We start from the raw sequence: 25,015 nt of genomic DNA, 5'->3' as shown, positions 1-25,015 counted from the left end.
TGCTGCGCGGCGCATCGCAGCAAGCGTCGCTGCAAGGCGGCGGCCGCAAGCCGTGCAGCGCCGGCCCGGCAAGGTCCTCGGGGTGCGACATGCCGTGCTGCATCGCACATGGTATCGGCCTTGCTGTGTCACACCGCATCCCAACCCGGTCCGGTGCTTTGCCATGTTCCGTTGCCTTGCCTGCCTGCTGTCGATGTGCCTCGGCCTGTTGCCGGCGGGATTCGCGCGGGCCGAGGGCGCAGCCGCCTATCCGTCGCGTCCGGTCACGCTGGTGGTGCCGTGGCCAGCCGGCGGCGCCACCGATATCTCGATGCGCATCCTGGCCGAGCTGGCCGGGCGCGAACTGGGGCAGCCGATCGTGGTGGAGAACCGGCCCGGCGCCGGCGGCACGCTGGTGGGCGGGCTGCTTGCCGCCGCACGGCCGGACGGCTACACCATCGGCCAGCTGCCGCTGACGGTGTACCGGTTCCCGCACCAGCAAAAGACCGCGTGGCAGCCGCTGCGCGACATCCAGCCGGTGCTGATGATCTCGGGCTATACCTTCGGCATCGTGGTGCCCGCCGACAGCCCGTGGCGCTCGCTGCGCGAGCTGATTGCCTGGGGCCGCGCGCACCCGGGCCAGCTGACCGTGGGCTCGACCGGCATCGGCACCACCGCGCACCTGGCGATGGAGGACGTGCTGGGCCGCAGCGGCGTGCGCTACCTGCACGTGCCGTACCACGGCACCGCCGACCAGATGCTGGCGGTGGCCAACGGCTCGCTGATGGCGGGCGTCAATTCCACCGGCTTCGCGCCCTTCGTCGAGTCCGGCAAGCTGCGCCTGCTGGCGGTGTTCAGCGCGCAGCGTTCGGCGCGCTGGCCCGAGGTGCCGACCGTGGCCGAGCTTGGCTTCGCCGACGCGGTCCACAACTCGCCCTACGGCATCGGCGTGCCGCGCGGCACCGATGCGGCCATCGTCAGGCGCCTGCACGACGCGTTCCGCGCCGCCATGCAGCAGCCGCGCCATCTAGCCGAGCTGGCCCGCTACGACCAGGAACTGACTTACCTGGGCACCGCGCAATACGAAGCCTTCCTGCGCCAGGCCTGGGACACCGAACGCAGCTTTGCCCAGCGTGCGGGCACGGCACGGGCGAAGGAGCAGTTATGAACGCGCTGCCGATGCAGGAAGCGCCGGCGCTTGCTTGCGACGCGGTGCGCAAGGCGTTCGGCGGGCGCGTCGCGCTCGACGGAGTCTCGCTGTGCGTGCGGCGCGGCGAGTTCGTGGCGCTGCTCGGGCCCAACGGCGCGGGCAAGACCACGCTGTTCCAGATCCTCAGCGGCCTGTTCGTCGCCGATGCCGGGCAGGTCACGGTGATGGGCTGCGACATGCGACGCGACCCGGTGCGCGCGCTGGCGCAGCTGGGCATCGTGTTCCAGCAGCCCGCCATCGATCTGGACCTGCCGGTGCTGGCCAACCTGCGCTTCCATGCCGACCTGCATGGCCTGCCGCGGCGCGAGGCGGCGCAGCGGAGCGCGCGCCTGCTGCAGGCCTTCGGCCTGGCGCCGCGCGCGCAAGCGCCGGTGCGCGAACTTTCCGGCGGCAGCCGGCGCAAGGTCGAGCTGGCGCGCGCGCTGCTGCATGAACCGGCCATGCTGCTGCTCGATGAGCCGACGGTGGGGTTGGACCCGGCCTCGCGCGTGCAGCTGCTGGCCGAGACCCGGCGCCTGGCGCGGCACGCCGGCGCCGGCGTGCTGTGGGCCACCCACCTGGTACAGGAGGTGGAGCAGGCCGACCGCGTGATCGTGCTCGACCGCGGCGCGGTGCGCTTCGATGGCACCCCGGCCGCGCTGCTGGGCGTCACCGCGGCCGCGACGCTGGAAGCCGCTTTTCTTGCCATGACGCCGTCGGTCCTCCGCGCGGCGCAAACGGAGTTCACCGCATGAAGCCGATGCCATCCCCCGCCTGGCTCGCCGGCGCCTGGCTGATCGCCACCGCGTTGCTGGTTGCCGCCGGCATGGCCGAGGGCGCCCAGGGCGGCCCCGCGCGCGCCGCCACCGGCCAGGTCTTTGTCTCCAGCGAAAAGGACGACGCGCTGACCGCCTACGCTGCCGGCAGCGGCCAGCAGCTGGCGTCGTGGCGCCAGTGCCGGCGGCCGCGCCACCTGCAGCTGTCGCCGGACCACGCGCGGCTGTACGTGGCCTGCAGCGACGACCATCGCGTCGACGTGGTCGACGTCGCCACGCGCAGGACCGTGGCGTCGCTGCCGGTCGGCGACGACCCGGAACTGTTCGACCTCAGCCACGATGGCCGCACGCTCTACGTGTCGAATGAAGAAGATGCGCTGCTGTCGGCCTACGACACCGGCTCAGGCAAGCGCGTGTTCGCGGTCGGGGTGGGCGAAGAACCGGAGGGCGTCAGGGTCAGCGCGGACGGACGGCAGGTGTACGTGGCCTCCGAAGTGGCCAACCTGGTCCATGTGGTCGACGTCGCCACGCGCAAGGTGGTGCGCAATATCCGCGTCGGCAACCGGCCGCGCCGGCTGCTGCTGGTGCGCGGCGGCAAGGAGCTGTGGGTCTCGAACGAGCTGTCGGCCAGCGTCAGCGTGATCCGCACCGATACGCTGGAGGTGGTGCAGACCATCGCCTTCGCGCCGCGCGGCATGCGCGCCGAAGACGTGACGCCGGTCGGGATGGCGGCGCGCAGCGATGGCAGCCACGCCTATATCGGGCTGGGCCGCGCCAACCATGTCGCAGTGGTCGAGGTGGCATCGCGCCGCGTGCAGGACTACGTGCTGGTGGGGCGGCGCGCCTGGGGGCTGGCGCTGAGCCGCGACAACGCGCGGCTCTACGTCGCCAACGGGCTGTCCGACGATGTCAGCGTGGTCGACACCGCCAGCCGCAAGGCGGTGGCCACGCTCAAGGCGGGCCGCGTGCCGCATTCGGTGGCGATCGATGACTGAGCGGGCGCTGGCGGTGCTGGCCTTTACGCTTGCGGTGGTGCTGGCGGCGCCACTGCACGCCGTCGAGGTGCGCGTGGCGGTGGTGTCGCTGGCCGACGATGCCCGCCATGCGCCGCGGCGCCTGGCGCAGCGCTATCCCGACCAGCCGCAGGGCCGCGCGCTCGACGGCGCCCAGGTGGCGGCGGCGGAAGCGCGCTTTGCGCTGGAGGCCGCGGGCCAGTCGCTCCGGGTCGAGGCGCAGCAGGCCCGCACCGAAGCCGAAGTGGCCACGCTGGTTGCGGCGCTGGCGCGCCAGGGCACGCGCTTTATCCTGCTGGACCTGCCGCCGGCTTCGGTCCGTGCCGCCGCGGGCGCGGTCCGGCCGGGCGAGGCGCTGCTGTTCAATGTCTCGGCCGACGACGATGCGCTGCGCGGCGCCGGCTGCGCGCCGGTGCTGCTGCATACGCTGCCGAGCGTGCGCATGCGCGCCGACGCGCTGATGCAGTACCTGGCCGCGCGCAAGTGGCGCCGCGCGCTGCTGCTGAGCGGGCCGTCGCCGGCCGATGCCGCGCAGCGCGAGGCGCTGCTGGGCGCGGCGCGGCGCTTCGGCATCGCCTGGAGCGCGCAGCGCGCGTTCCGGCTGTCCAACGATCCGCGCGAGCGCGACCAGGCCAACGTCAGGATGCTGACCAGTGGCGCGGACTACGACGTGGTGGTGGTGGCCGACGCCGACGGCGAGTTCGCGCGCGGCCTGCCCTATGCCACGCAGCTGCCGCGCCCGGTGGTGGGCGCCAGCGGCCTCGGCGCGCAGGCTTGGCACTGGGCCTGGGAGCGCAACGGCGGGCCGCAGCTCAACCGGCGCTTCGCCCGCGCCGCGGGCCGGCCGATGACCGGCTACGACTGGGCCGCCTGGGTCGCGGTCAAGGCCATTGCCGAGAGCGTGGTGCGGCAGCCCGCGGGCTTTGCCGCGCAGGCGCAGGCGCTGGCCGCGGGGCAGGTGGTGGTGGACGGCTTCAAGGGCCCGCCGCTGTCGTTCCGGCGCTGGGACCGCCAGCTGCGCCAGCCGCTGATGCTGGCGCACCCCGACGGCGTGATCGGCATCGCGCCGGTCGAAGGCGTGCTGCATCCGAAGAACAACCTCGACACCCTGGGCGCCGACGAAGCCGACACCGCGTGCCCCGCCCCGACCTGACACCCATGACCATGCCCGCAATCCTGCCCCCGTCGATGCGCCATCGCTGGCGCGCGCTGCGCGCGGTCTGCGGCCGCGAGCTGCGCAAGTACCTGCGCCAGCCCGGGCGGCTGCTGTCGTCGCTGGTGCGCCCGCTGCTGTGGCTGCTGGTATTCGCCGCGGGCTTCCAGAACGCGCTGGGCGTCGCGATCGCGCCGCCGTACGACAGCTACATCGAATACCAGGTCTATGTCGCGCCCGGGCTGCTGGGCATGATCGCGCTGTTCAACGGCATGCAGTCGTCGCTGGCGATGGTGTACGACCGCGAGATGGGCGTGATGCGGCTGCTGCTGACCGCGCCGCTGCCGCGCGGCTGGTTGCTGGGCTGCAAGCTGGCGGCGGGCACGCTGCTGTCGCTGCTGCAGATGGCCGCGTTCCTGCTGGTGGCGGCGGGCTTCGGCATCCGCTTCGCGCCGCTGCACCTGCTGGCCGGCCTGGGCGCGATGACGCTGGCCGCGCTGATGCTGGGCGCGCTTGGCCTGCTGCTGTCGGTCCATGTGCGCCAGCTGGAGAATTTTGCGGGCACCATGAACTTCGTCATCTTCCCGATGTTCTTCATCAGCTCGGCGCTGTATCCGCTGTGGCGCCTGCAGGAGTCGGGCGCCGAGGCGGTGTTCCAGCTGGCGCGGCTGAACCCGTTCACGCATGCGGTCGAGGCGATCCGCTTTGCGCTGTACGGGCAGCTGGCGCCGCAGAGCCTGGCCATCGTCGCGGCCAGCGCGGTGGTGTTTTTCGCGCTGGCGCTGCGCGGCTACGACCCGCAGCGCGGCCTGGCGGGCCGCGGGGCGCCGGCATGACCGGCCGCCGGCAGGGCATGGCGCTGCTGGCGCTGGCATGGCTGGGACTGGCCGGCGCCACGGTGTCAGCCGCGCCCGGCACCGGTGCCGCGATCATGCACAGCGATCCGATGCAGTCGCCGCAATGGGCCTCGATCCACAAGGAGCTGCTGCAGCAGGGGCCGGTGGTGTTCGACAGCCGCGTGCGCGTCACCGGCCCCGTCTTTGCCGAAGACCCCATGCGCGTGCCGATCGCCTTCGACGCGTCGGCGCTGGGCGAGGTCGAGCGCATCGTGGTGGCGGTGGACCGCAACCCGATCCGCCCGGTGCTGGCGTTCGAGCCGCTGCGGGTGCGCCCGTCGCTGTCGTTCCGCTTCAAGCTGGAGCAGGCCTCGCCGGTGCGGGTGGCGGCGCGCACGCGCGACGGCACCTGGCATGTCGGCAGCGCGTGGGTCGACGCCGGCGGTGGTGGCTGCACCGTGCCGGGCGCGACCCGCCGCGACGGCAGCTGGAGCCGCACCCTCAACCGGGTCGAGGCGCGCGTGTTCCCGGCCTTGGGCGATGCCGGCGCACGCGTGCGCCTGCGCGTGATGCACCCGATGGACACCGGCCTGGTCGCAGGCATCCCGGCGTTCCATCTTGAGACGCTGGTGCTGGCCGACGCGGCGCGGCAGCCGCTGTTGCGGCTGACCCTGCACGAGCCCGTGGCCGAGAACCCGATCTTCTCGTTCGACCTGCGCGAGGCGGTGGTGCCCGGCCTGACCGTGGCCGGCCACGACAACAACGGCAACCGCATCGCGGCGCGGGTGTCGCCATGAAGCGCGTATTGCCGTCGCTGCTGCTGTGGCTGGCCACTGCCGCGGTCCTGGCAGCGCCTGTGCAGCCGCCCGACTACCGCCTGGCGCCGCGCGAGATCGCCGCCGGCGTGTGGCTGCTGGAAGGCGCCAATGCCGACTTCGCGCCGGACAATGGCTGCAACATCATCAATACCGCCTTCATCGACACCGGCGACGGCGTGGTGGTGATCAACACCGGCCCGTCACGCGAATATGGCGAGCAGCAGCGCCGCGCCATCGCCGCGCTGACCGGCGCGCCGGTACGGCTGGTGCTGAACCTGAACCTGCATCCCGACTACTTCTTCGGCAACCAGGCCTATGCCGACGTGGGCGCCAGCGCACTGCCCGCCACCATCGACGGCGCACGCCGCGAAGGCGCGGCCTACGCCGACAACCTCTACCGCCTGTGCGGCGACTGGATGCGCGGGACCGAGCCCGCGCCGCCGGTCCACCCGCTGGCCCCCGGCGTCCGCACCATCGGGCGCCGCACGTTGGAACTGATCCGCCTGCAAGGCCATACCGACGCGGACCTGGTGCTGCTGGACCGCGATGCCGGCATCGTCTTCGCCGGCGGGCTGGTGTTCCGCGAGCGCATCCCGACCACGCCGCACGCGCATATCGGCCGCTGGCTCGACAGCCTCGCGCGGCTGCAGGCGCTGATGGCGCAGAGCGGGGCGCGCCTGCTGGTGCCGAGCCACGGCCCCGCGCTGGGCGGCACGGAGGCCATCGCGCAGACGCGCGCCTACCTGCAATGGCTCGATGCGCGCCTGCGCGAGGCCGCGGCGCAGGGACGCGACCTGGCCGAGGTGATGGCCATGCCGGTGCCCGAGCCCTATGCGCGCTGGGGCGCGCTGCCGGCCGAGTATCTGCGCAACGTGATCCATCTCTACCCGGCGCACGAAGAAGCCGCGCTGGCCCGGTGAAGGCGCCCGACTCCGGCTGTTCAATTCTGGCGCAGCTGCAACGCAGTGTTGCACGCTGGCGCGGGCCGCAGCCGTGCTGCGGACTTGCAGGGCCCGTGATCAGGCTGTAGTCCACTGGCATGGGATTTGCCATTTGCGTGCTGGTGTGTGGCGCAGTGGCGCACCAGCGAAATCGAAAACAAGAGAGGAGATGGCAATGAGGACGATACGAGTTGGACTGGCGGTCGTGGCAACCGCGGCGGCAACCGCGGCGGCAATCCCGGCCGCCGCGGCGAGCGTTGCCGCGCAGGCGGCGGTCAGCGACGCCATGATCGAGAACGATGCGAAGTCACCCGGCGACGTGCTGTCGTGGGGCATGGGCCCGCAGGGCCAGCGCTATTCCACGCTGGCGCGCATCAATACGAAGAACGTGGGCCGGCTGGTGCCGGCGTGGTCGTTCTCGTTCGGCGGCGAAAAGCAGCGCGGACAGGAATCGCAGCCGCTGATCCACGACGGCAAGATGTTCGTCACCGCCTCGTATTCGCGCATCTATGCGCTCGACGTGAAGACCGGGCGCAAGCTGTGGAAGTACGAGCACCGCCTGCCCGAAGGCATCATGCCGTGCTGCGACGTGGTCAACCGCGGCGCGGCGCTGTACGACAACCTGGTGATCTTCGGCACGCTCGACGCGCAACTGGTGGCGCTGGACCAGAACAGCGGCAAGGTGGTGTGGAAGGAAAAGCTGGAAGACTACGCGGCCGGCTACTCGTATACGGCCGCGCCGCTGGTGGCCAAGGGCCTGGTGCTGACCGGCATCTCGGGCGGCGAATTCGGCGTGGTCGGCCGCGTCGACGCGCGCGATGCCAGGACCGGGCAGCTGGTGTGGTCGCGGCCCGTGGTCGAAGGCCACATGGGCTACAAGTACGACAAGGACGGCAACAAGACCGAGATCGGCATGACCGGCACCCAGAACGCCAGCTGGCCCGGCGAGACCTGGAAGACCGGCGGCGCGGCCACGTGGCTGGGCGGCACCTATGACCCGGCCACCGGCCTGGCCTACTTCGGCACCGGCAATCCCGGCCCGTGGAACAGCCATATCCGCAAGGGCGACAACCTCTACTCCGCCTCCACCGTCGCGCTCGATCCCGCCACCGGCAAGATCGTCTGGCACTACCAGAACACCCCGAACGACGGCTGGGACTTCGACGGCGTGAACGAGTTCGTCACCTTCGACCTCGACGGCAAGCGCATGGGCGGCAAGGCCGACCGCAACGGCTTCTTCTACGTCAACGATGCCAGCAGCGGCAAGCTGGTCAACGCCTTTCCCTTCGTCAAGAAGATCACCTGGGCCTCCGGCATCGACCTGAAGAGCGGCCGTCCCAACTACGTCGCCGAGGGCCGCCCCGGCGACCCGGCCGCCGCCAACGGCGAGAAGAAGGGCAAGTCGGTGTTCGCCGCGCCCGGTTTCCTGGGCGGCAAGAACCAGCAACCGATGGCCTACAGCCCGCAGACCGGCCTGTTCTACGTGCCCGCCAACGAATGGGGCATGGACATCTGGAACGAGCCCATCAGCTACAAGAAGGGCGCCGCCTTCCTCGGCGCGGGCTTCACCATCCAGCCGCTCAACGAGGACTACATCGGCTCGCTGCGCGCAATCAACCCCAAGACCGGCAAGATCGTGTGGGAGGTCAGGAACGGCGCGCCGCTATGGGGCGGCGCCATGACCACCGCCGGCGGGCTGGTGTTCTGGGGCACGCCGGAAGGCTACTTGAAGGCGGCCGACGCCAAGACCGGCAAGGAGCTGTGGCAGTTCCAGACCGGCAGCGGCGTGGTCGCGCCGCCGGTCACGTGGGAAGAGAACGGCGAGCAGTTCGTCGCCGTGGTCTCGGGCTGGGGCGGCGCGGTGCCGCTGTGGGGCGGCGAGGTCGCCAAGCGCGTGAATTTCCTCGAGCAGGGCGGCTCGGTGTGGGTGTTCAAGCTGCACAAGAGCTGAACGGGTAACGGGTGACACGGCCGCGCGTACGCCATTGCATCGCCCGATGCAGGCGTGCGCGCGGCAAGGTAGCAACAGCATCGGATCGGGATACAGGTATGAAGAAAGAATGGATGGCGCTGGCGGCGGTTGGCGCGATGTTGCCGGGCGCGGCGCTGGCCGCCACGGCGGCGGAGATGCAGGCGCTGGCCGACAAGAGCGGCTGCTTCTCCTGCCACGGCATGCAGTCGAAGCTGGTGGGGCCAGGGTTTGCCGAGGTGGCGGCGCGCTACAAGGGCGACAGCCAGGCGGCCGCGTCGCTGGCGAAGAAGATCCGGGAGGGCGGCAAGGGGGCATGGGGCCGGATCCCCATGCCGCCGCATGGAAATCTGGGAGAGGATGATGCGAAGAAGCTGGCGGAGTGGGTGCTTGGTGTCGGTTGAGCCGGGGCGGGGCGTGGGCTGCGGGCGCTGCGTCGGCCGCGGGGCCGTCGTGGGCGGCCGGCGCAAGACCCGCTTGCGGCGGCGCCGGCGCGGGCGTTGATTCAGCGCTTGCCTCCGGTCTGTCGTGCTTGGCGGGCGTGGCTGTTTCGCCGGCGTAGCCGGCGACCTACTTCTTGGCCGAGCGCCAAGAAGTAGGCAAGAAACGCGTCGCCTGTGCGGCTGGCAATCAATTCCGCGGCGTTGGTGGTTCGGGCGGTGGTGATTTCCGTTTGGCGTGGGTGCCCGTTCGAACCTGCTAACGCTATGTGAGTCAGGGACAACGCCTCCGATCCCCCACTTTTGAACGATCCCAACAGGGTGTAGGCCACCTGCTGCGGACGCTATTGGTGGGACGCCTTCGGCTGCGCTGCGCGCGCTCTCAATCTCAGGTCTTGTGCACTGGCACGGAGTGCGTCGCTGCGCTCGCACGCGCTATCGCGGGCGAGCCCCCGCTGGTTTGCTCCCCTCTCCCGCTTGCGGGAGAGGGGCGGGGGAGAGGGCCGGCGCATCCACGAAGTCAACCGCATCTATCCGCGCGGCCCAACCTCATCCTTCGGAATTCCGCGATGAACTCAATCTCAACGAGTTGGCATCGCTGCGAAACACCATCGGATACTCGCGCGCTTGCGCCGCCGCCAGCCGGCCCTCCAACACGATCTCGCGCAATCGCCCGTGCCCGGGCGCCTGTGCGCAGGCGGGGTCGGTCGCGGCGGCATCGCCGGTGACCAGGAAGGCCTGGCAGCGGCAGCCACCCAGGTCCGCCTCGCTGTGCTCGCACGAGCGGCACGGTTGCGGCATCCACTGCGTGCCGCGAAAGCGGCGGAAGGCGTCGCTGTGGTGCCAGATGTCGCGCAGGGTTTCCGTCCTGACATCGGGCAGCACCAGGTCCGGCAGCATGCGCGCCGCATGGCACGGCAGCGCGGTGCCGTCCGGCGCCACGCCCAGGAAGGTGGTGCCCCAGCCGTTCATGCATTTCTTCGGCCGTTCCTCGAAATAATCCGGCACCACGAACAGGATCTGGCATTGCCGGCCGATGCGCGCGCGGTACTGCCGCACCACGGCCTCGGCCTCGCGCAGCTGTTCCTGCGTCGGCATCAGCGCCAGCCGGTTCTCCCAGGCCCAGCCGTAGTACTGCGTATTGGCCAGCTCCAGGTATTCGGCGCCGAGCTGCAAGGCCAGCTCGATGATGGTGCCGACATGCGGCAGGTTGTGCCGGTGCAGCACGCAGTTCATCACCATCGGATAGCCGTGCGCCTTGACCAGCCTAGCCACGCGCTGCTTCAGCTCGAATGTGCGCGTGCTCGACAGGAAGTCATTGAGCTCGCGCGTGGAGTCCTGGAACGACAGCTGGATATGGTCCAGGCCCGCCTCGCGCAGCGCCGCCAGGCGGGCGTCGGTCAGGCCCACGCCGGAGGTGATCAGGTTGGTGTAGAAGCCCAGGCCGCGCGCATGGCGCACCAGCGCTTCCAGGTCCTTGCGCAGCAGCGGCTCGCCGCCGGACAGGCCCAGCTGCACCGCGCCCAGCGCGCGCGCCTGGGTGAACACGTCGCACCACTGCGCGGTGTCCAGCTCCTCCGCATGGCGGGCATAGTCGACCGGATTGGAGCAGAACGCGCAGTGCAGCGGGCAGCGGTAGGTCAGCTCCGCCAGCAGCCACAGCGGCGGGCCGGGCGGCGCCGGCTCAGACCAGCCAGCCGCGTTCGGTGGCATGTTTGACAAAGGCATGGACCTCCGGCGCGATGCCCTGCACGCCGAAGGCGGCCTGCAGGTCGTCGATCAGCATGTCGAGCGTATGGTTGCCGTCGCAGCGCTGCAGGATCGCGGCGGCGCTGTCGTTGAGCGTGACCATCCCTTCCGGATACAGCAGCACCCAGCTTTGCTGCGAGTCTTCCCACTGCAGGCGGAAGGTGCGGTGCAGGGTCGGCGTGGCGAGGTCTTGCGTGCCGGCGTTCATGAGTGGGCCTGCTGGATGGCATCGAGCATCGACCACAGCACGTCGAGCTTGAACTGCAGGATGTCGAGGGCGCGCTGCTGTTGCGCGGGGCTGCGGAAATGGTCCAGCGTCACGCGCAGGCCGTGGTCGACGTCGCGCTGCGCCAGCGGGATGCGCGAGCGGAAATAGTCCAGTCCGCCGGCCTCGATCCACGGGTAATGCGTGGGCCAGCCGGCCAGCCGTTCCTGGTGGATCTTCGGCGCGAACATCTCGGTCAGCGACGAGCACACCGCCTCCTGCCACGGCGCGCGGCGCGCGAAATTGACATAGGCGTCGACGGCAAAGCGCACCCCGGGCAGCACCTGCCGGTGCTCCAGCAGCGCGCCGCGTTCCAGGCCGACGGCCTGGCCCAGCCGCAGCCAGGCCTCGATGCCGCCGGGCTCGGTGTCGGTGCCGTCATGGTCGAGGATGCGCACCACCCACTCGCGGCGCGTGGCGCGGTCGGGGCAGTTGGACAGGATCGCGGCATCCTTGAGCGGGATGCTGGCCTGGTAGTAGAAGCGGTTGGCCACCCAGGCGCGGATCTGCGCGGGCGTGCATTGGCCCGCCGCCATGCGCTGGTTGAATGGATGGTGGATGTGGTAGCCGCTTTCGCGGGCGCGCAGGCGCGCCTCGAATTCAGCCGGGGTCCATGCAACGGTGGCTGTCATAGCGCGATTTCCATGCCGTCGTAGGCCAGCTCGATGCCGTGCCGGGCCAGCTCGGCACGCTCGGGCGAGTCTTCCGCCAGCACCGGATTGGTGTTGTTGATGTGGATGAGGATCTTGCGTTTGGCGGGCAGGCGGTCCAGCACCTCGATCATCCCGCCCGGCCCGGACAGGGCCAGGTGGCCCATGTCGGCGGCGCTGCGCGCGGAGAAGCCCAGCGCCTGCATTTCATCGTCGCGCCAGAAGGTGCCGTCGACCAGCACCACGTCGGCGCGGCGCAGCTGCGCGAACACATGGTCGTCGACCTGGCCCAGCCCGGGCGCATAGAAGGCGCTGCGGCCGCTGCGGCGGTCTTCGATGCGCAGGCCGATGTTGTCGCCGGGCTGCGGCGTGTGGCGCCTGGGCGAGTAGGGCGGCGCCTTGCTTTGCAGCGGGACCGCGGTCAGCGCCACGCCATCCAGCGGCGGCACCGAGAACGCGGTGCCGTCGCAGGGCAGCGCATGGCACTGCAGCCCGCAGTAATGCGACAGGATGCGCGTCAGCGGGAACGCCCCGGCCAGGTCTTCGAGCACGCTGGCGCTGGCATAGAGCGGCAGCGCGCGGCGGTGTTCGCGCAGCATCAGCAGGCCGGTGACGTGGTCGATCTGCGCGTCCATCAGCAGCACCGCGGCGATCGCGGTGTCGCGCCCGGCGCGGGCAGGTTGCAGCGCGGGGGTCTGGCGCAGCTGCTGCAGGATGTCGGGCGAGGCATTGACCAGGATCGCTTCCGGGCCGTCGCCCCACAGCGCGATCGACGATTGCGTGCGCGGCGTGGCGCGCACGGTGCCGCGGCGCACGCCGTCGCAGTTGCGGCAATTGCAGTTCCATTGCGGGAAGCCGCCGCCGGCGGCCGATCCCAGTACCCGGATGGTGGTCATGGCGCGAGCGCTCGAGAGTGGATCACGGCGGTCCCGCGCAGGCGCCATACCGGCAACCACCGGCAACCACCGGCGACGCCCGCCCGCGGAACGCCGCGGCCGGTCAGCGGTTGGCGATATACATCGTGATTTCAAAGCCGAGCCGCAGCTCGGTGTAGGCGGGCGTGGTCCAGGTCATGTCTGTCTCCTTGGGTGGCATGGTTAGTGAGTATCGTCGCGGCATGGCAGCGTGGCTGCCGCAATGCCCGGAAAGGCAACAACCATGCCCGACGCAACTATGAGCAGCGCTGTCTTCCACCTGCGCACCCCGGACGCCCAGCGCCTGCATGTGCGGCTGAGCGGTCCGGCGCACGGCGAACCCTGGCTGGTCCTGCACGGCGGTCCGGGCAGCGGCTGCGCCGCGTCGATGGCGGCATGGTTCGACCCGCAACGGCACCGCGTGGTGATGCCCGACCAGCGCGGCGCCGGCCGCTCGACCCCCGCAGGCGGCCTGCGCCGCAACAATGTCGGCGCGCTGCTGGCGGATCTGGAGCAGCTGCGCGCGGCGCTGGGCATCGCGCGCTGGGGCGTGGTCGGGGGATCGTGGGGCGCGGCGCTGGCGCTGGCCTATGCCGCGCGCTATCCGCATGCGGTCGCGGCGCTGGTGTTGCGCGGCGCCTTCCTGACCGGGCGCGACGACGTGCTGGGCCTGTTTGCGCCATGCCCCGGCGCCGGCCTGTTGCGCCGCGTCGCGCCGGCGGGCGAGCGGCTGCCCGAGGCGCGTGCCCGGCTGCTGACGGTGTCTCGACTGTTGCAAAGTGGGACGGCTGTTCAAAAACGAGACACCGCGGCGGCGTGGCGCCGGCTCGAGCTGGACCGGCTCGGCCTGCGCGGGGGTGAGCAAGAACGCCGGCAGTCCGCGCGCGAACGGCTGGCCACGGTACGCAAGTACCGCATCCAGGCGCGCTACCTGCGCCACCGCGCCGGGCTGGGCAAGCCCGCGTTGCTGCGCGCGGCGCGCGAGATCGCCGCGCAGGGCCTTCCGGTGACGCTGCTGCATGGCCGCGCCGACGCGGTCTGCCGGCCGGCCAATGCGCTGCGGCTGCGGCACGCCATGCCGGACGCGCGGCTGGCATGGGTCGACGCCGGGCACCTGGCGGACGGCGCCATGCGTGATGCGCTCGCGGACGCGATCCGCGCCAGCGCCTGGCAGCGCTGATGATTGCCACCCGGCGCAATTTCCTCGGGGCCACGCTGGCGCTAGCCGTCGATGCCTGGCGGCCGGCCGCCGCGGCCAGCGCACGGGTGATGCTGGACCCGCTGCAGCCGGGCGTCTACGTCGCCCGCGCCGTCAACGCCGAAGCCACGCGCGCGAACGCCGGCGCGGTGGTGCCCAGCCTGGTCCATGTCACGCGCGCGGGCGTGCTGGTGGCCGATCCCGGGCCGCAGGCAGTGTGGGGCAGGGCGCTGCTCGGCGCGATCCGGGCGCTGACGGCGCAGCCGGTGCGCTGGGTGGTCAACACCCACGCCCATCCGGAGCACGTGCTGGCCAACGCCGCCTTTGCCGGCCTGCGGCCGCGGCCGCTGTTCCTGGCGTCGGCCGCCACCGCCGCGTTGATGCGGCAACGATGCGAGGATTGCCTGGCGCGCCTGACCGCGCAGCTCGGCCGCGCGGCCCTGCGCGGCACCGAGATCGTGTTGCCGGAGCCGGCGCTGCAGGACGGCGCCTGGCTGCACACCGGCGACACCGCGTGGCAGGTGCAGGTGCATGCGCCGGCCCACAGCGCGTCGGATACCGTGCTGTACGCGCCGCAGTTGCGGCTGCTATGCGCGGGAGGGCTGGCGTACCGGGATCGCGTGCCGGAGATGCAGGAGGCGTCGCTGCAAGGCTGGCGCCAGGCGCTGCGCCAACTGATCGCACTGCCGGCGGACACCGTCGTCGCCACCGCGACCGGGACGCCTGCGCAGACGCTGGTGCCGACGCTGGCGTATCTCGATGCGCTCACCGACGGCATCGGCGCCGCGCTGGCCGCGGGGCGCGATGCATCGCAAGCGGCCGATGCCGTGGCGGCCAAGCCGTTCCGCCACTGGCGCCATTTCCCGACGCGCCATCCGCTGAACCTGCAGCGCGCCTGGCGCCAGCTTGAAGACGCGTGGATGCAGGGCGAGCCGCGGGCCTGAAGCCGGGGTGCGCTGGCGGCGTCAGCTGCCCTGGTGCGGCAGGCCGCGCGCTTCCTCCATCTTGCGGTAGACCGTGTTGCGCGAGATCCCCAGCGCCTTGGCCGCCGCCGAGATATTGCCGTTGTGGGCCTTGACCGTGGCCACGATCGCCATCGCCTCGACCTCGGCCAGCCGCGTGGGCTGCGCGCCCGGCGGCGTCGGCACGGCCAGCGCGGCCGCCGGCGCCGGCGGCTCGCGCAGGTCGTCGAGGAAGTCGTCGGGCAGGTGCTCCTCGGTGATCTCGGCTTCGCCTTCGGCCATCACGCGCGCGGTGCGCAGCAGGTTGCACAGCTGGCGGATATTGCCCGGCCAGTGGTAGCGGCGGAACAGCGCCATCACCGCCTCGCTGATGCGGGGCGCGTCGTTGACCGCACCGTCCGCACCGGCCGCGCCGCCGCCGTGGTCCTGGCGCAGCAGCTTGCCGGCGACCACGTCGAGGTCGCTGCGCTCGCGCAGCGCCGGCAGCCGCACCACCAGCCCGTTGAGGCGGTAGTACAGGTCTTCGCGGAACTGGCCGCTGGCGACCAGGTCGCGCAGGTTGCGGTTGGTGGCGCACACCACCGAGACGTCGATGTGGATCACCTTGCTGCTGCCCAGCGGCGATACCGCGCGCTCCTGCAGCGCGCGCAGCAGGCGGCCCTGCAGGTGCAGCGGCATGTCGCCGATCTCGTCGAGAAACAGCGTGCCGCCGTTGGCCAGCAGCATCTTGCCGATGCCGCCCTTCTTGCGCGCGCCGGTGAAGGCGCCTTCCTCGTAGCCGAACAGCTCCGACTCGATCAGGTTTTCCGGGATCGAGGCGCAGTTGACCGCGATGAAGGGCCCGGCGCGGCGCCCGCTGTCGGCATGGATGGCGCGCGCCATCAGTTCCTTGCCGGTGCCGGTCTCGCCCAGCACCATCACCGGAATGTCCTTGCCGATGACCTTGCGCAGCTTGCCGATCACGGCGCGGATCTGCGCGTCGCCGGTGTCCAGCTCATCGAGCCCCGGCGAGGGCGCCGGGCCCGCCGCCAGGCTGCGCGGCATGCCGGTGGCACCCGTGCCTGCATGGCGCGCCTCGTTGCCGCCGGGCAGTGCCGCGGCCGGGGTTTTCCACTCCACGCGCGCGCTGACCTTGACGCCGCTGGGCAGGTGCAACGGGACGATGCCGGCATGGGCCGCGCGCGCCGCGTCGAACAGCTGCGACATCGACAGCCCGAACAGCGACGAGAAGGTATGCGCCTGCAGCGCGCCGATGGACAGGCCCAGCTGGAACTGCCCGCTGCGGTTGGCCGACAGGAAGCGCCCGCCGGGCGTGAACGAGACGATGCCCTCCACCAGCGTGCCCAGGAACTCGGCGCGCGAATGGAAGCGGATGCACACCATGTCGCGGAAGGCGTTGCCGAACAGCTGGTTCTCGATCATCTGCGCCGACATCCGCACCAGCGCCATGGTGTGCTTGTGGAAGCCGCGCTGATCGCCGGTCACGTCCAGCGCTCCCACGGTCTTGCCGTAAGGGTCCAGGATCGGCATGCACGAGCAGGTCAGGAACTGGTTGGCCTCCAGGTAATGGTCGGCGCCGTGGACCAGCGTGGCGCGGTTCTCGGCCAGCGCCGTGCCGATGGCGTTGGTGCCGCGGCGCGCCTCCGACCACTCCGAGCCCGGGCGCAGCGAGATCTTGTCGGCGCGCGCGAGGAAGTCGTCGTCGCCCATGGCGTGCAGGATCAGGCCGTCGGCGTCGGTCAGCACGATCATGCTCTGGGTGTCGACGATCTGGTCGTGCAGCGTCTCCATCACCGGCAGCGCATAGGTGAACAGCGACTGGCTGCGTTCGATGCGGGTCTTCAGCTCGCTCTGCAGCACCGGGCAGAAATCGGGCGATTCATAGGGGCGCAGGCCATAAGACTCCGAGCGCTGGTGGGCCTGGGCAATCAGCTCGGCACGCTCGTGCTGCCCGGTATCACCGGGGGCGTCCGCGCGCGGATGCGGATCCGGCTGGATGGTCATGTCTCGGTCTCCTTGTGGAAAATCCGCCCGCGATCTCTGCGCGGGTCGCCGCCGGCCGCGCCAGGCGCGGGCTCGACAGTGTTGCGTGGTGAAGCAAAACACTTGCCAGGGTGTGGCATTCCGGGACACCGCTGCGTTGCTCAGGCGGATTTTGCCCGCCCCAAGCGGCACTTCGCCGGTATTTTTGCCGCGCCGCCACGTTGGTATGGCTCTTGCGGAAACGGAGCCAAACAAAAGCCGCCCCATCACTGTAGGAGACATCCATGAAATCGCAGCGCCGCCTGCTTGCCTTGCTCTCGCTTTGCGCGTCCCTGACCGCATTTTCCGCCGGCCCGGTGCTGGCCCATGGCGATGTCACGCCCCAGGCCGTCGACACCAAAGCGTTACCACAGCTGGGCGACGAATGGCGTCCGGACAATCCCTACCGCAGCGGCGATGCGCACAAAGAGGCGTTGCGCATCGGCTCGTCGGCGTACAACCAGAACTGCGCGCGCTGCCACGGGCTCGAGGCCGTGTCGGGCGGCATTGCCCCCGACCTGCGCAAGCTGGACGGCGACTGCGTCGCCCTGGCCGACGCCAAGAAGAAGCAGGCCTGCCAGAGCGAGATCTCGCAGTTCTACACCACCACCGTGCGCAAGGGCCGCACCCGCGACGGCCGTGTCTACATGCCGCCGTTCGACGGCGTGCTGAGCCAGGAGGCGGTCTGGGCCATCAAGACCTACCTGGAATCGCGCCACGAGTAAGCGCCGCGCCAACGCCATCGATGCCGCCGGTCCCCTTCGTCCAACTGGAGCAATGCCATGCCTGACAGCCCTGTGCGCGGCCCACGGCTTACCTTTTCCGTCCTGCCCGCGCCGCCGGCGCGGATGCTGCGCTGGCTCGGCTGCATCCTGCTGTCTGCCGCCGCCTTGCTCGGCGTGTCGCCAGCGCATGCCGACCTGGCCCGGATCCGCCAGGCCGGCACGCTGAAGGTGGCGGTGTACAAGGGCCTGCCGCCGTTCTCGTCGCTGGCCGGCAGCCAGTACGCCGGCATCGACGTGGCGCTGGCGCAGGCGCTGGGCAAGGCGCTGGGCCTGTCAGTGGCGCTGTTGCCGTTCGATGCCGACGAGAACATGGCCGACGACCTGCGCGCGATGGTCTGGCGCGGCCATTACCTGGGCTACGGACCGGCCGACGTGATGCTGCACGTGCCGGTCGACCGCGCCTTCATGCGCGCCAACGACAAGGCGCTGATCGTGGCCCCCTACTACCGCGAGACCTTCGTGCTGGTGCGAGACCGCGAACGCGTGCCGGACGTGCGCGGCCTGGAAGACCTGCCCGGCCAGCCCACCGGCGCGGCCGCGGGCTCGGCCGGGGCCAACGCGCTGTTGTCCGCCGGCGGCGGCGCGCTGCGCGACCGGGTCAGGATCTACCCCGAGCCCGGGCTGGCGCTGCACGCGCTGTTCGCCGGCGAGATCGCCGCGGCGCTGGTGACGCGCGCCCAGTATGAAAGCGCGCTCAAGGCCGGCGGCCACGCCGCCAGCCGCTATGCCGCCAGTGACATCAGCGCGCCGCTGCTGCCGCCGCGCGGCTGGGCCGTCGGCATGGCGGTCAAGGCCGGCGAACGCGAGCTGGCCGAAGCGCTCCAGACCGCGCTGGATACCCTCCGCGGCAACGGCGAGCTGGCCCGCATCTTCGGCGGCTACGGGGTATCGATGCAGGCGCCGTGACCAGGCCGTCCGGGCTTGGGCCAGCCCGGCGCGGCGCCGGCCGACTGACGCGGGCGTTGTAAAGAATGCATGCGATTCGGCGCCCGAGCGGCGCCAAACGGATGCCGAGACGCACCGCCAGGCCGCACCACGCCTGGGTTTGCGGCGCTCCGGCGGCGCGCCTGCCATGGCCGCAGCACATGGCAGGGGGCAGGAACGGGAATTGCGGGAGGCTGGGGCAGTATCGTTTCCTCGGGGTCCAGCGATGCCTTCCATTTCGTCGGTTCTGCTGTCCTCGCCACGCGCGCTCTACGGGCTGCTGCGGGATACCGTCAACGCCTGGGTGGAAGACTACGCCCCCAGCATGGGCGCGGCGCTGGCCTACTACACGGTGTTCTCGATCGCGCCGTTGCTGCTGATCGTGATCTCGGTGGCGGGGGTGGTGTTCGGCCACGAGGCCGCGCGCGGCGAAGTGGTGGCGCAGCTGCAGGGGCTGCTCGGCCCGGAAGGCGCCAAGACCGTCGAAGCCATGCTGCTCGCGGTCAGCAAGCCCGCGGCCAGCGCCCTGACCGCGGTGGTCGGCGTGGTGGTGCTACTGATCGGCGCGACCACGGTGTTCGCCGAGCTGCAGTCCGCGCTCGACCGGATCTGGGAGGTGCCCGAGCGGCGCAAGACTTCCGGCCTGTTCTCATTGCTGCGCGCGCGGCTGCTGTCGTTCGGCATGATCCTGGGCATCGGCTTTTTGCTGGTAGTGTCGCTGCTGTTTAGCGCCGCCATCTCCGCGCTCAACCGCCTGTGGGGGCCGCTGTTCGGGGCCGAAGAGCTGATCGGCCATGTGCTCGACACCGTGGTCAGCCTGGTGCTGATCACAGTGGTGTTCGCCATGATCTACAAGATCATGCCGCGCGCCAAGGTGCGCTGGCCCGACGTCTGGCTGGGCGCGGCGGTGACCGCGCTGCTGTTTACGCTGGGCAAGTTCCTGATCGGCCTGTATATCGGCAAGAGCGGCGTCGCCAACGGCTACGGCGCGGCCGGCTCGCTGGTGGTGCTGCTGCTGTGGGTGTATTACTCCGCGCAGATCTTCCTGCTGGGTGCGGAGTTCACCTGGCAGTACGCGCGCCGCTACGGCTCGCGCCGGCATGAGGCCGCGGCCGAGGCCCAGCGTGATCTTGAACTCGAGCGGGAACGCGCTCAGCCTCAGCCGCCGCCCAGCGCCACCGCGAACAGCGCGGAGATCAACGGGCGCTCCTTGCGTACCGCCAGGCAGCACAGGGAATAGTCGATCGACAGCAGCGGCTCGTCCACCGGCACCACCTGCAGCCCCGGCAACGGGATGCATTCGATCTCGGTGACGAAGCTGAGGCCCATGCCGCTGGCCACCGCATGCAGGATGGCCTCGCGGCTGTTGATCTCCATCGCGCAGTGCAATGCCACGCCATGCTGGGCGCACGCGCGCTCGACGCGGTCGCGGGTCTTCGAGCCGGCCTCGCGCTGGATCACGGGTTCGCCGGCCAGGTCCTGCAGCGTGACCGTGGTGCGGCCAGCCAGCGCATGGTCCGCCGGCATTACCGCGACGATGCGTTCCCTGCGATAGGGCACGACATGCAGTCCCGCCACCGGGTCGGGCTCGGCAAGGATGCCGGCGTCGATGTCGAAGTCCTGCAGGCCACGCAGCACCGAGGCCTCCGAGCCGATCGTGACGGTCAGTTCCAGCGCCGCATGCGCGCTGCGGAAGCTGCGCGCCAGCCCCAGCGCGATCGGCGGTGATACCGCGCCCACCCGCACCAGCCCGGTCTTGAGCTTGTGCGCGCTGTGCAGGAACTGCATGGCCTCCTCTTCCTGGCCGAACAGCCCCTGCGTGATCGCATAGAGCCGCTCGCCGGCATCGGTCAGGCGCACGCTGCGCCCGCTGCGCAGGAACAGCTCCACGCCGAAGCGCGTCTCCAGCGCCTTGACCTGGTCGGTCACGGTGGGTTGCCCGATATGCAGGTAATGCGCCGCGGCGGTGAAGCCGCCGGTGCGCGCCACCGCGTGGAAGCAGCGGATCGACTTGTAGTACTGGTGGAACATGGAATGGATGGGGGCTGGCCGCCGCTCCGGCGGCGTGTCCGGCGAGTCTCCCACAGCCGTGCGCCGATGCGTACAGGGTTTCCCCGAGGCCGGCGCGGCGCCGCGGCGATCCATCGGTTTTGGCACACCCCGGCGTCAAAGATGCGATTGGACCGGGGGGTTGGCGTCTCCCACACTTCTGGCAACCAGGCGCGACGGCACCGGCCGACCGCCCAGCTACCGCAAGCCAGAACACAGGAGATTCCCGATGACCCATGCTTACCACAACCCCGTGTCGATCCACTGCGGGGCCGGCGCGCTCGACCAGTTGCCGGCCTTGCTGCACGGCCGGCGCGCCGTGGTCGTGACCTTCCCCGAAGCGCGCGCGCTGGGCCTGGTGGCGCGGCTGGAAGCATTGCTGGGCGCGGACCTGGCCGGGCTGATCGAAGACGTGCAGCCCAACCCGGACGTGGCGCACCTGTCCGGCCTGTACAACCGCTTCTGGGAATACGCCGACCGCTGCGACGCCATCGTCGCGGTCGGCGGCGGCAGCGCCATCGATACCGCCAAGGCGCTGATGGTCGGCACCCGCTCGGGCCGCTTCGACTCGCTGATCAGCCTGCTGGCGAGCGGCAAGTCGTTCACGCCGGCGCAGGTCAAGCCGCTGATCGCCGTGCCGACCACCGCCGGCACCGGCAGCGAAGTCACGCCGTGGGCCACCATATGGGATGCGGCGAACCAGAAGAAATACTCACTGCACCTGCCGCAGACCTGGCCCGAAGCCGCCATCGTCGATGCGCAGCTGATGCTGTCGGTGCCGCGCGGCACCACCATTGCCACCGGCCTCGATGCGCTGTCGCATGCGCTCGAATCGATCTGGAACGTCAACGCCAATCCGGTCTCCGACACCTTCGCGGTGTCGGCGGTCGAGGACATCTTCGAGACCCTGCCGCAGCTGGTCCAGGACCTGGACGACCTGTCGCTGCGCGAGCGCATGGCGCTGGCCGCACTCAAGGCCGGCCTGGCGTTCTCCAACACCAAGACCGCGCTGGCGCATTCGATCTCCTACGAGATGACGCTGCGCCATGGCCTGCCGCACGGCATTGCCTGCTCGTTCACGCTGCCGCTGGTGCTGGAAAAGGCCTGGGCGCGCCGCCCCGACCGCGACCGCACGCTGCAGCGGCTATTCGGCCCGTCGCTGGACGGCGGGCAGCAGCGCCTGCGCGCCTTGCTGCAAGGGCTGGGCGTGAAGACCGAGTTTGCCGACTACGGCGTCAGCGACGACGAGGCCGGCGCCATGATCGCGCGTGCGCTGGACGGCGCGCGCGGCAAGAACTTCATCGGCGCCGTACCGGCCTAGCGCTTCGCGACGGCCAGCGTTTACCCGCCCACATGAGCCCGGCAAACGGGCCGACAATACCAAAGGAGACAACCATGGAAACTGCCGATCGCATCCAGGCAGGGGCGTTCGTTGCCCCCGCCGAGCAATCGTTCCGGCGCGCACAGTGGCGCATGCTGCTGGCCGCCATGTTCTGCTATTTCTTCTTCTACACCGGGCGGCAGACCTTCGGCTTTGCCATTCCCGGCATCCAGGAAGAGTTCGGGCTGTCCAAGGCGGCGCTGGGCTGGGCCTCGACCTGCCTGCTGTGGTGCTATGCCATCGGCCAGGCCATCAACGGCAACCTCGGCGACAAGTTCGGCGGGCGCCGCGTGATGACCGCCGGCGCGATCCTGTCGTGCGCGGCCAACTGGGTGGTGAGCTTCGCTGTCGGCTTCAAGAGCCTGGCGATTCCGTGGGGCATCAACGGCTATTTCCAGGCACTCGGCTGGGCGCCCGGCAGCCGCTTGCTGTCGAACTGGTGGGGCGCCGAAGAACGCGGCAAGGTCTACGGCTTTTACGTGTTCGCGGCCGGCTGCGCGTCGGTACTGTCGTTCGTGACCTCGATCGTGGTGGTGAACATCCTGCATCTGGACTGGCGCTGGATCTTCCGCCTGCCGGTGCTGCTGATGCTGGTGGGCGGCATCACCTTCTACCTGATCGTGCGCGAGCGGCCGGAAGACCTCGGCTACAAGTCGCCCGATACCGGCGTGGCCAAGGGCGAGGATGACGACCCGCGCACAACGGCACGCACAACGGCCCACACAACGCCTGAAACCGATGCCGAGGAAAGCTCGTGGTCGCGCTACAAGGCGGTGCTGCGCAATCCGCGCCTGATCATCGCGGGCCTGTCGATCGGCTTCCAGAACGCGGCGCGCTATGGCCTGATCGTCTGGGTGCCGGTGCACTTCCTGGGCAAGGACTGGAAGACCGCCGAAACGCTGATCGACCCGGCCTGGATCTCGGTGGCGCTGCCGGTGGGCATGGCGTTCGGCGCGCTGTCCAACGGCTGGATCTCGGACCGGTTGTTCGGCTCGAGCCGCAGCAAGGCGATCATGCTCTACATGGTGCTGGGCGCGATCGCCTCGATGGTGATGTACCAGCTGCCGACGGGCATGGGCGCCATCGTCGCGCTGTTCCTCGCTGGCTTCTTCGTCTATGGCCCGGCCTCGTCGTTCTGGGCGCTGTGTCCGGACCTGGTCGGCGCAAAGCGCGCGGGCACGGCCACCGGCATCCTCAACTTCTTCTCCTACCTGCTCGCCGGACTGGGCGAGCCGCTGATCGGCCGCATCCTGGACCAGTCCGGCAATACCTCGCTGGTGTTCCCGATCGTGGCAGCCAGCTGCATGATCAGCGCCGTGATCGCGGCGTTCATCCGCCGCTAACGGCTAGCCGGGCGGGGCCGGCACCGCGCCGGCCCGCCTGCGACGCCCGCATTGTCTTTCAACACACTGCTCAGAAACCCGCGAGGGTAAAACCATGACCGCATTGCATGCCATTCCCGATATCCGCCACGAGGCCCTGCGCATCGCCGGCGAGAAGATCTACCGCGAAGACGTGATCGAGGTGACCTACCCCTACACCGGCGAAGTCATCGCCACCGTGCCCAGGGCCACGCTCGACGACGTGCGCCACGCCTACCGCATCGCGCGCGACTACCAGCCCACGCTGACGCGCTACGAGCGCTACAAGATCCTGATGCGCGCCGGCGAGATCATCGCCTCGCGGCTGGACGAGATCTCGCGCACCATCACGCTGGAATCCGGCCTGTGCCGCAATGATTCGCTGTACGAAGTCGGCCGCGCCTCGGACGTGCTGCTGTTCGCCGCCAACCAGGCGCTGGTCGACGACGGCCAGGTGTTCTCGTGCGACCTGACGCACCACGGCAAGAGCCGCAAGGTCTATACCCTGCGCGAGCCGCTGCTGGGCGTGATCACCGCGATCACGCCGTTCAACCACCCGCTCAACCAGGTGATCCACAAGGTCGCGCCGGCGGTGGCCACCAACAACCGCATGGTGCTCAAGCCCAGCGAGAAGACCCCGCTGGCGGCTTTCATGCTGGCCGATATCCTGTATGAGGCAGGGCTGCCGCCGCAGATGCTGTCGGTCATCACCGGCGATCCGCGTGAAATCGCCGACGAGATGCTGACGCACCCCGACGTCGACCTGGTTACCTTTACCGGCGGCGTGCCGATCGGCAAGTACATCGCCGCCAAGGCCACCTACAAGCGCCAGGTGCTGGAGCTGGGCGGCAACGATCCCATCATCGTGATGGAAGACGCCGACCTGGAGGAGGCCGCCACGTTGGCTGCCAGCGGCTCGTACAAGAACTCGGGGCAGCGCTGCACGGCGATCAAGCGCATGCTGGTGCATGAGGCGGTGGCTGACCGCTTTGTCGAGCTGCTGGTGGCGAAGACCGAGGCCGTCTGCTACGGCGACCCGCTGGACCCGAAGGTCGACATGGGCACGGTGATCGACGAGGCCGCGGCGATCCAGTTCGAGAAGGTGGTCAATGAAGCGATTGCCGCGGGCGCGACGCTGCGCTACGGCAATATCCGGCGCGGCGCGTTGTATTCGCCGACGGTGCTCGATCATGTCGATCCGGAGATGACGGTGGTGAAGCACGAAACCTTTGGTCCGGTGTCGCCGGTGATCCGTTTCAAGGACATCGACGATGCCATCCGTATTTCCAACGGCACTGCCTATGGCTTGTCGTCGTCGGTCTGCACGAATCGGCTCGACTACATCACGCGGTTCGTGCGGGAGCTTAAGGTTGGTAGTGTCAATGTGCGGGAGGTGCCGGGGTATCGGCTCGAGCTGACGCCGTTCGGGGGGATCAAGGATTCTGGGCTGGGGTATAAGGAAGGGGTGCTGGAGGCGATGAAGAGTTTTTGCAATACGAAGACGTATTCGTTGCCTTGGTAGGGGATTTTTTGGGGGGCGGTGTTGGTGACATGCTGTCGGCTGTTGAACCGTCTGGTTCCGCCCTGCTGGGCGGGTTACTTTTTGGCCGAGCGCCAAAAAGTAACCAAAAAGCGCGTTTT

24 protein-coding genes are annotated in these 25,015 nt (G+C 70.1%); 17 read left to right on the top strand and 7 right to left on the bottom strand.

Annotation, left to right across the window (positions count from 1 at the left end; genetic code table 11):
• Positions 1 to 163 precede the first annotated feature (163 nt).
• From MKD38_RS25120 to MKD38_RS25080, 9 genes are all read left to right on the top strand, one after another.
• Positions 164 to 1,147 carry a tripartite tricarboxylate transporter substrate binding protein gene (locus tag MKD38_RS25120; RefSeq protein ID WP_252681156.1) on the top strand — a complete coding sequence of 328 codons (984 nt, stop codon included), beginning with the start codon at positions 164 to 166 and terminating at the stop codon, positions 1,145 to 1,147.
• Entirely contained in the window at positions 1,144 to 1,923 is a 780-nt protein-coding gene (locus tag MKD38_RS25115; RefSeq protein ID WP_252681154.1) for an ABC transporter ATP-binding protein, read from the top strand. Before MKD38_RS25120 ends, MKD38_RS25115 begins: the two co-directional genes overlap by 4 nt.
• On the top strand, positions 1,920 to 2,939 hold the full coding sequence (locus tag MKD38_RS25110) for a PQQ-dependent catabolism-associated beta-propeller protein (protein ID WP_252681151.1): 1,020 nt from the start codon (positions 1,920 to 1,922) through the stop codon (positions 2,937 to 2,939). Before MKD38_RS25115 ends, MKD38_RS25110 begins: the two co-directional genes overlap by 4 nt.
• Complete coding sequence (locus tag MKD38_RS25105) at positions 2,932 to 4,110, top strand: ABC transporter substrate-binding protein (protein ID WP_252681148.1); 1,179 nt, start codon at positions 2,932 to 2,934, stop codon at positions 4,108 to 4,110. The genes MKD38_RS25110 and MKD38_RS25105 overlap by 8 nt, the downstream gene beginning before the upstream one ends.
• 5 nt (positions 4,111 to 4,115) lie before the next feature.
• A complete protein-coding gene (locus MKD38_RS25100) occupies positions 4,116 to 4,946 on the top strand; it encodes an ABC transporter permease (RefSeq protein ID WP_252681145.1) in 831 nt (276 codons plus the stop codon).
• Positions 4,943 to 5,743, top strand: coding sequence for a quinoprotein dehydrogenase-associated SoxYZ-like carrier (locus MKD38_RS25095; RefSeq protein ID WP_252681143.1), 801 nt, complete (start codon positions 4,943 to 4,945; stop codon positions 5,741 to 5,743). The genes MKD38_RS25100 and MKD38_RS25095 overlap by 4 nt, the downstream gene beginning before the upstream one ends.
• Entirely contained in the window at positions 5,740 to 6,684 is a 945-nt protein-coding gene (locus tag MKD38_RS25090) for a quinoprotein relay system zinc metallohydrolase 1 (RefSeq protein ID WP_252681141.1), read from the top strand. Before MKD38_RS25095 ends, MKD38_RS25090 begins: the two co-directional genes overlap by 4 nt.
• A 196-nt stretch (positions 6,685 to 6,880) precedes the next feature.
• Entirely contained in the window at positions 6,881 to 8,656 is a 1,776-nt protein-coding gene (locus MKD38_RS25085) for a PQQ-dependent methanol/ethanol family dehydrogenase (RefSeq protein ID WP_252681139.1), read from the top strand.
• Positions 8,657 to 8,754: 98 nt separating this feature from the next.
• A complete protein-coding gene (locus MKD38_RS25080) occupies positions 8,755 to 9,078 on the top strand; it encodes a c-type cytochrome (RefSeq protein WP_115699984.1) in 324 nt (107 codons plus the stop codon).
• A gap of 585 nt (positions 9,079 to 9,663) precedes the next feature.
• On the opposite strand, the gene pqqE is transcribed toward MKD38_RS25080, so the two are convergent.
• The 5 genes from pqqE to pqqA form a co-directional block, all read right to left on the bottom strand.
• Entirely contained in the window at positions 9,664 to 10,827 is a 1,164-nt protein-coding gene (gene pqqE, locus MKD38_RS25075) for a pyrroloquinoline quinone biosynthesis protein PqqE (protein WP_371925745.1), read from the bottom strand.
• The gene (gene pqqD, locus MKD38_RS25070; protein ID WP_252681135.1) at positions 10,799 to 11,071 is read right to left on the bottom strand and encodes a pyrroloquinoline quinone biosynthesis peptide chaperone PqqD; all 273 of its coding nucleotides are present in this window, start codon (positions 11,069 to 11,071) and stop codon (positions 10,799 to 10,801) included. The genes pqqE and pqqD overlap by 29 nt, the downstream gene beginning before the upstream one ends.
• Complete coding sequence (gene pqqC, locus MKD38_RS25065) at positions 11,068 to 11,760, bottom strand: pyrroloquinoline-quinone synthase PqqC (protein WP_252681134.1); 693 nt, start codon at positions 11,758 to 11,760, stop codon at positions 11,068 to 11,070. Before pqqC ends, pqqD begins: the two co-directional genes overlap by 4 nt.
• Entirely contained in the window at positions 11,757 to 12,674 is a 918-nt protein-coding gene (gene pqqB, locus MKD38_RS25060; protein WP_252681131.1) for a pyrroloquinoline quinone biosynthesis protein PqqB, read from the bottom strand. The genes pqqC and pqqB overlap by 4 nt, the downstream gene beginning before the upstream one ends.
• Before the next feature lie 103 nt (positions 12,675 to 12,777).
• Complete coding sequence (gene pqqA, locus MKD38_RS25055) at positions 12,778 to 12,852, bottom strand: pyrroloquinoline quinone precursor peptide PqqA (RefSeq protein WP_012355514.1); 75 nt, start codon at positions 12,850 to 12,852, stop codon at positions 12,778 to 12,780.
• 84 nt (positions 12,853 to 12,936) lie between these two features.
• On the opposite strand from pqqA, the gene MKD38_RS25050 reads away from it, so the two are divergent.
• Both MKD38_RS25050 and MKD38_RS25045 read left to right on the top strand, forming a co-directional pair.
• Positions 12,937 to 13,872 carry an alpha/beta fold hydrolase gene (locus MKD38_RS25050; RefSeq protein ID WP_252681129.1) on the top strand — a complete coding sequence of 312 codons (936 nt, stop codon included), beginning with the start codon at positions 12,937 to 12,939 and terminating at the stop codon, positions 13,870 to 13,872.
• Positions 13,872 to 14,834, top strand: a complete 963-nt coding sequence (locus MKD38_RS25045; protein ID WP_252681127.1) for an MBL fold metallo-hydrolase — start codon at positions 13,872 to 13,874, stop codon at positions 14,832 to 14,834. Before MKD38_RS25050 ends, MKD38_RS25045 begins: the two co-directional genes overlap by 1 nt.
• A 21-nt stretch (positions 14,835 to 14,855) precedes the next feature.
• Here the strand turns inward: MKD38_RS25045 and MKD38_RS25040 are convergent, their stop codons facing one another.
• The gene (locus MKD38_RS25040; RefSeq protein ID WP_252681125.1) at positions 14,856 to 16,856 is read right to left on the bottom strand and encodes a sigma-54-dependent Fis family transcriptional regulator; all 2,001 of its coding nucleotides are present in this window, start codon (positions 16,854 to 16,856) and stop codon (positions 14,856 to 14,858) included.
• A 263-nt stretch (positions 16,857 to 17,119) separates the two neighbouring features.
• Here MKD38_RS25040 and pedF point away from each other — a divergent pair, with 263 nt between their 5' ends.
• From pedF to MKD38_RS25025, 3 genes are all read left to right on the top strand, one after another.
• Entirely contained in the window at positions 17,120 to 17,599 is a 480-nt protein-coding gene (gene pedF, locus MKD38_RS25035) for a cytochrome c-550 PedF (RefSeq protein WP_252681121.1), read from the top strand.
• 57 nt (positions 17,600 to 17,656) lie between these two features.
• Positions 17,657 to 18,565, top strand: a complete 909-nt coding sequence (locus MKD38_RS25030) for a substrate-binding periplasmic protein (RefSeq protein ID WP_252681118.1) — start codon at positions 17,657 to 17,659, stop codon at positions 18,563 to 18,565.
• Between the two features lie 244 nt (positions 18,566 to 18,809).
• Positions 18,810 to 19,823 carry a YihY/virulence factor BrkB family protein gene (locus tag MKD38_RS25025; RefSeq protein WP_252681116.1) on the top strand — a complete coding sequence of 338 codons (1,014 nt, stop codon included), beginning with the start codon at positions 18,810 to 18,812 and terminating at the stop codon, positions 19,821 to 19,823.
• Here MKD38_RS25025 and MKD38_RS25020 read toward each other — a convergent pair.
• The gene (locus tag MKD38_RS25020) at positions 19,742 to 20,614 is read right to left on the bottom strand and encodes a LysR substrate-binding domain-containing protein (RefSeq protein WP_252681113.1); all 873 of its coding nucleotides are present in this window, start codon (positions 20,612 to 20,614) and stop codon (positions 19,742 to 19,744) included. The two genes, MKD38_RS25025 and MKD38_RS25020, sit on opposite strands and share 82 nt — an antisense overlap.
• Positions 20,615 to 20,861: 247 nt before the next feature.
• Between MKD38_RS25020 and psrA the strand changes: the two genes are divergently transcribed.
• The 3 genes from psrA to phnY all read left to right on the top strand — a co-directional run bounded on the left by psrA (position 20,862) and on the right by phnY (position 24,896).
• Positions 20,862 to 21,953, top strand: a complete 1,092-nt coding sequence (gene psrA, locus MKD38_RS25015) for an iron-containing alcohol dehydrogenase PsrA (RefSeq protein WP_252681109.1) — start codon at positions 20,862 to 20,864, stop codon at positions 21,951 to 21,953.
• 74 nt (positions 21,954 to 22,027) lie between these two features.
• Entirely contained in the window at positions 22,028 to 23,356 is a 1,329-nt protein-coding gene (locus MKD38_RS25010; protein WP_252681106.1) for an MFS transporter, read from the top strand.
• 94 nt (positions 23,357 to 23,450) lie between these two features.
• Entirely contained in the window at positions 23,451 to 24,896 is a 1,446-nt protein-coding gene (gene phnY, locus MKD38_RS25005) for a phosphonoacetaldehyde dehydrogenase (RefSeq protein ID WP_252681104.1), read from the top strand.
• Positions 24,897 to 25,015 lie beyond the last annotated feature (119 nt).

The sequence above is a fragment of the Cupriavidus sp. WGlv3 genome (assembly GCF_023952475.1).
Classification (GTDB): domain Bacteria; phylum Pseudomonadota; class Gammaproteobacteria; order Burkholderiales; family Burkholderiaceae; genus Cupriavidus; species Cupriavidus phytorum.
This window is presented reverse-complemented; position numbering and strand designations above follow the sequence as displayed.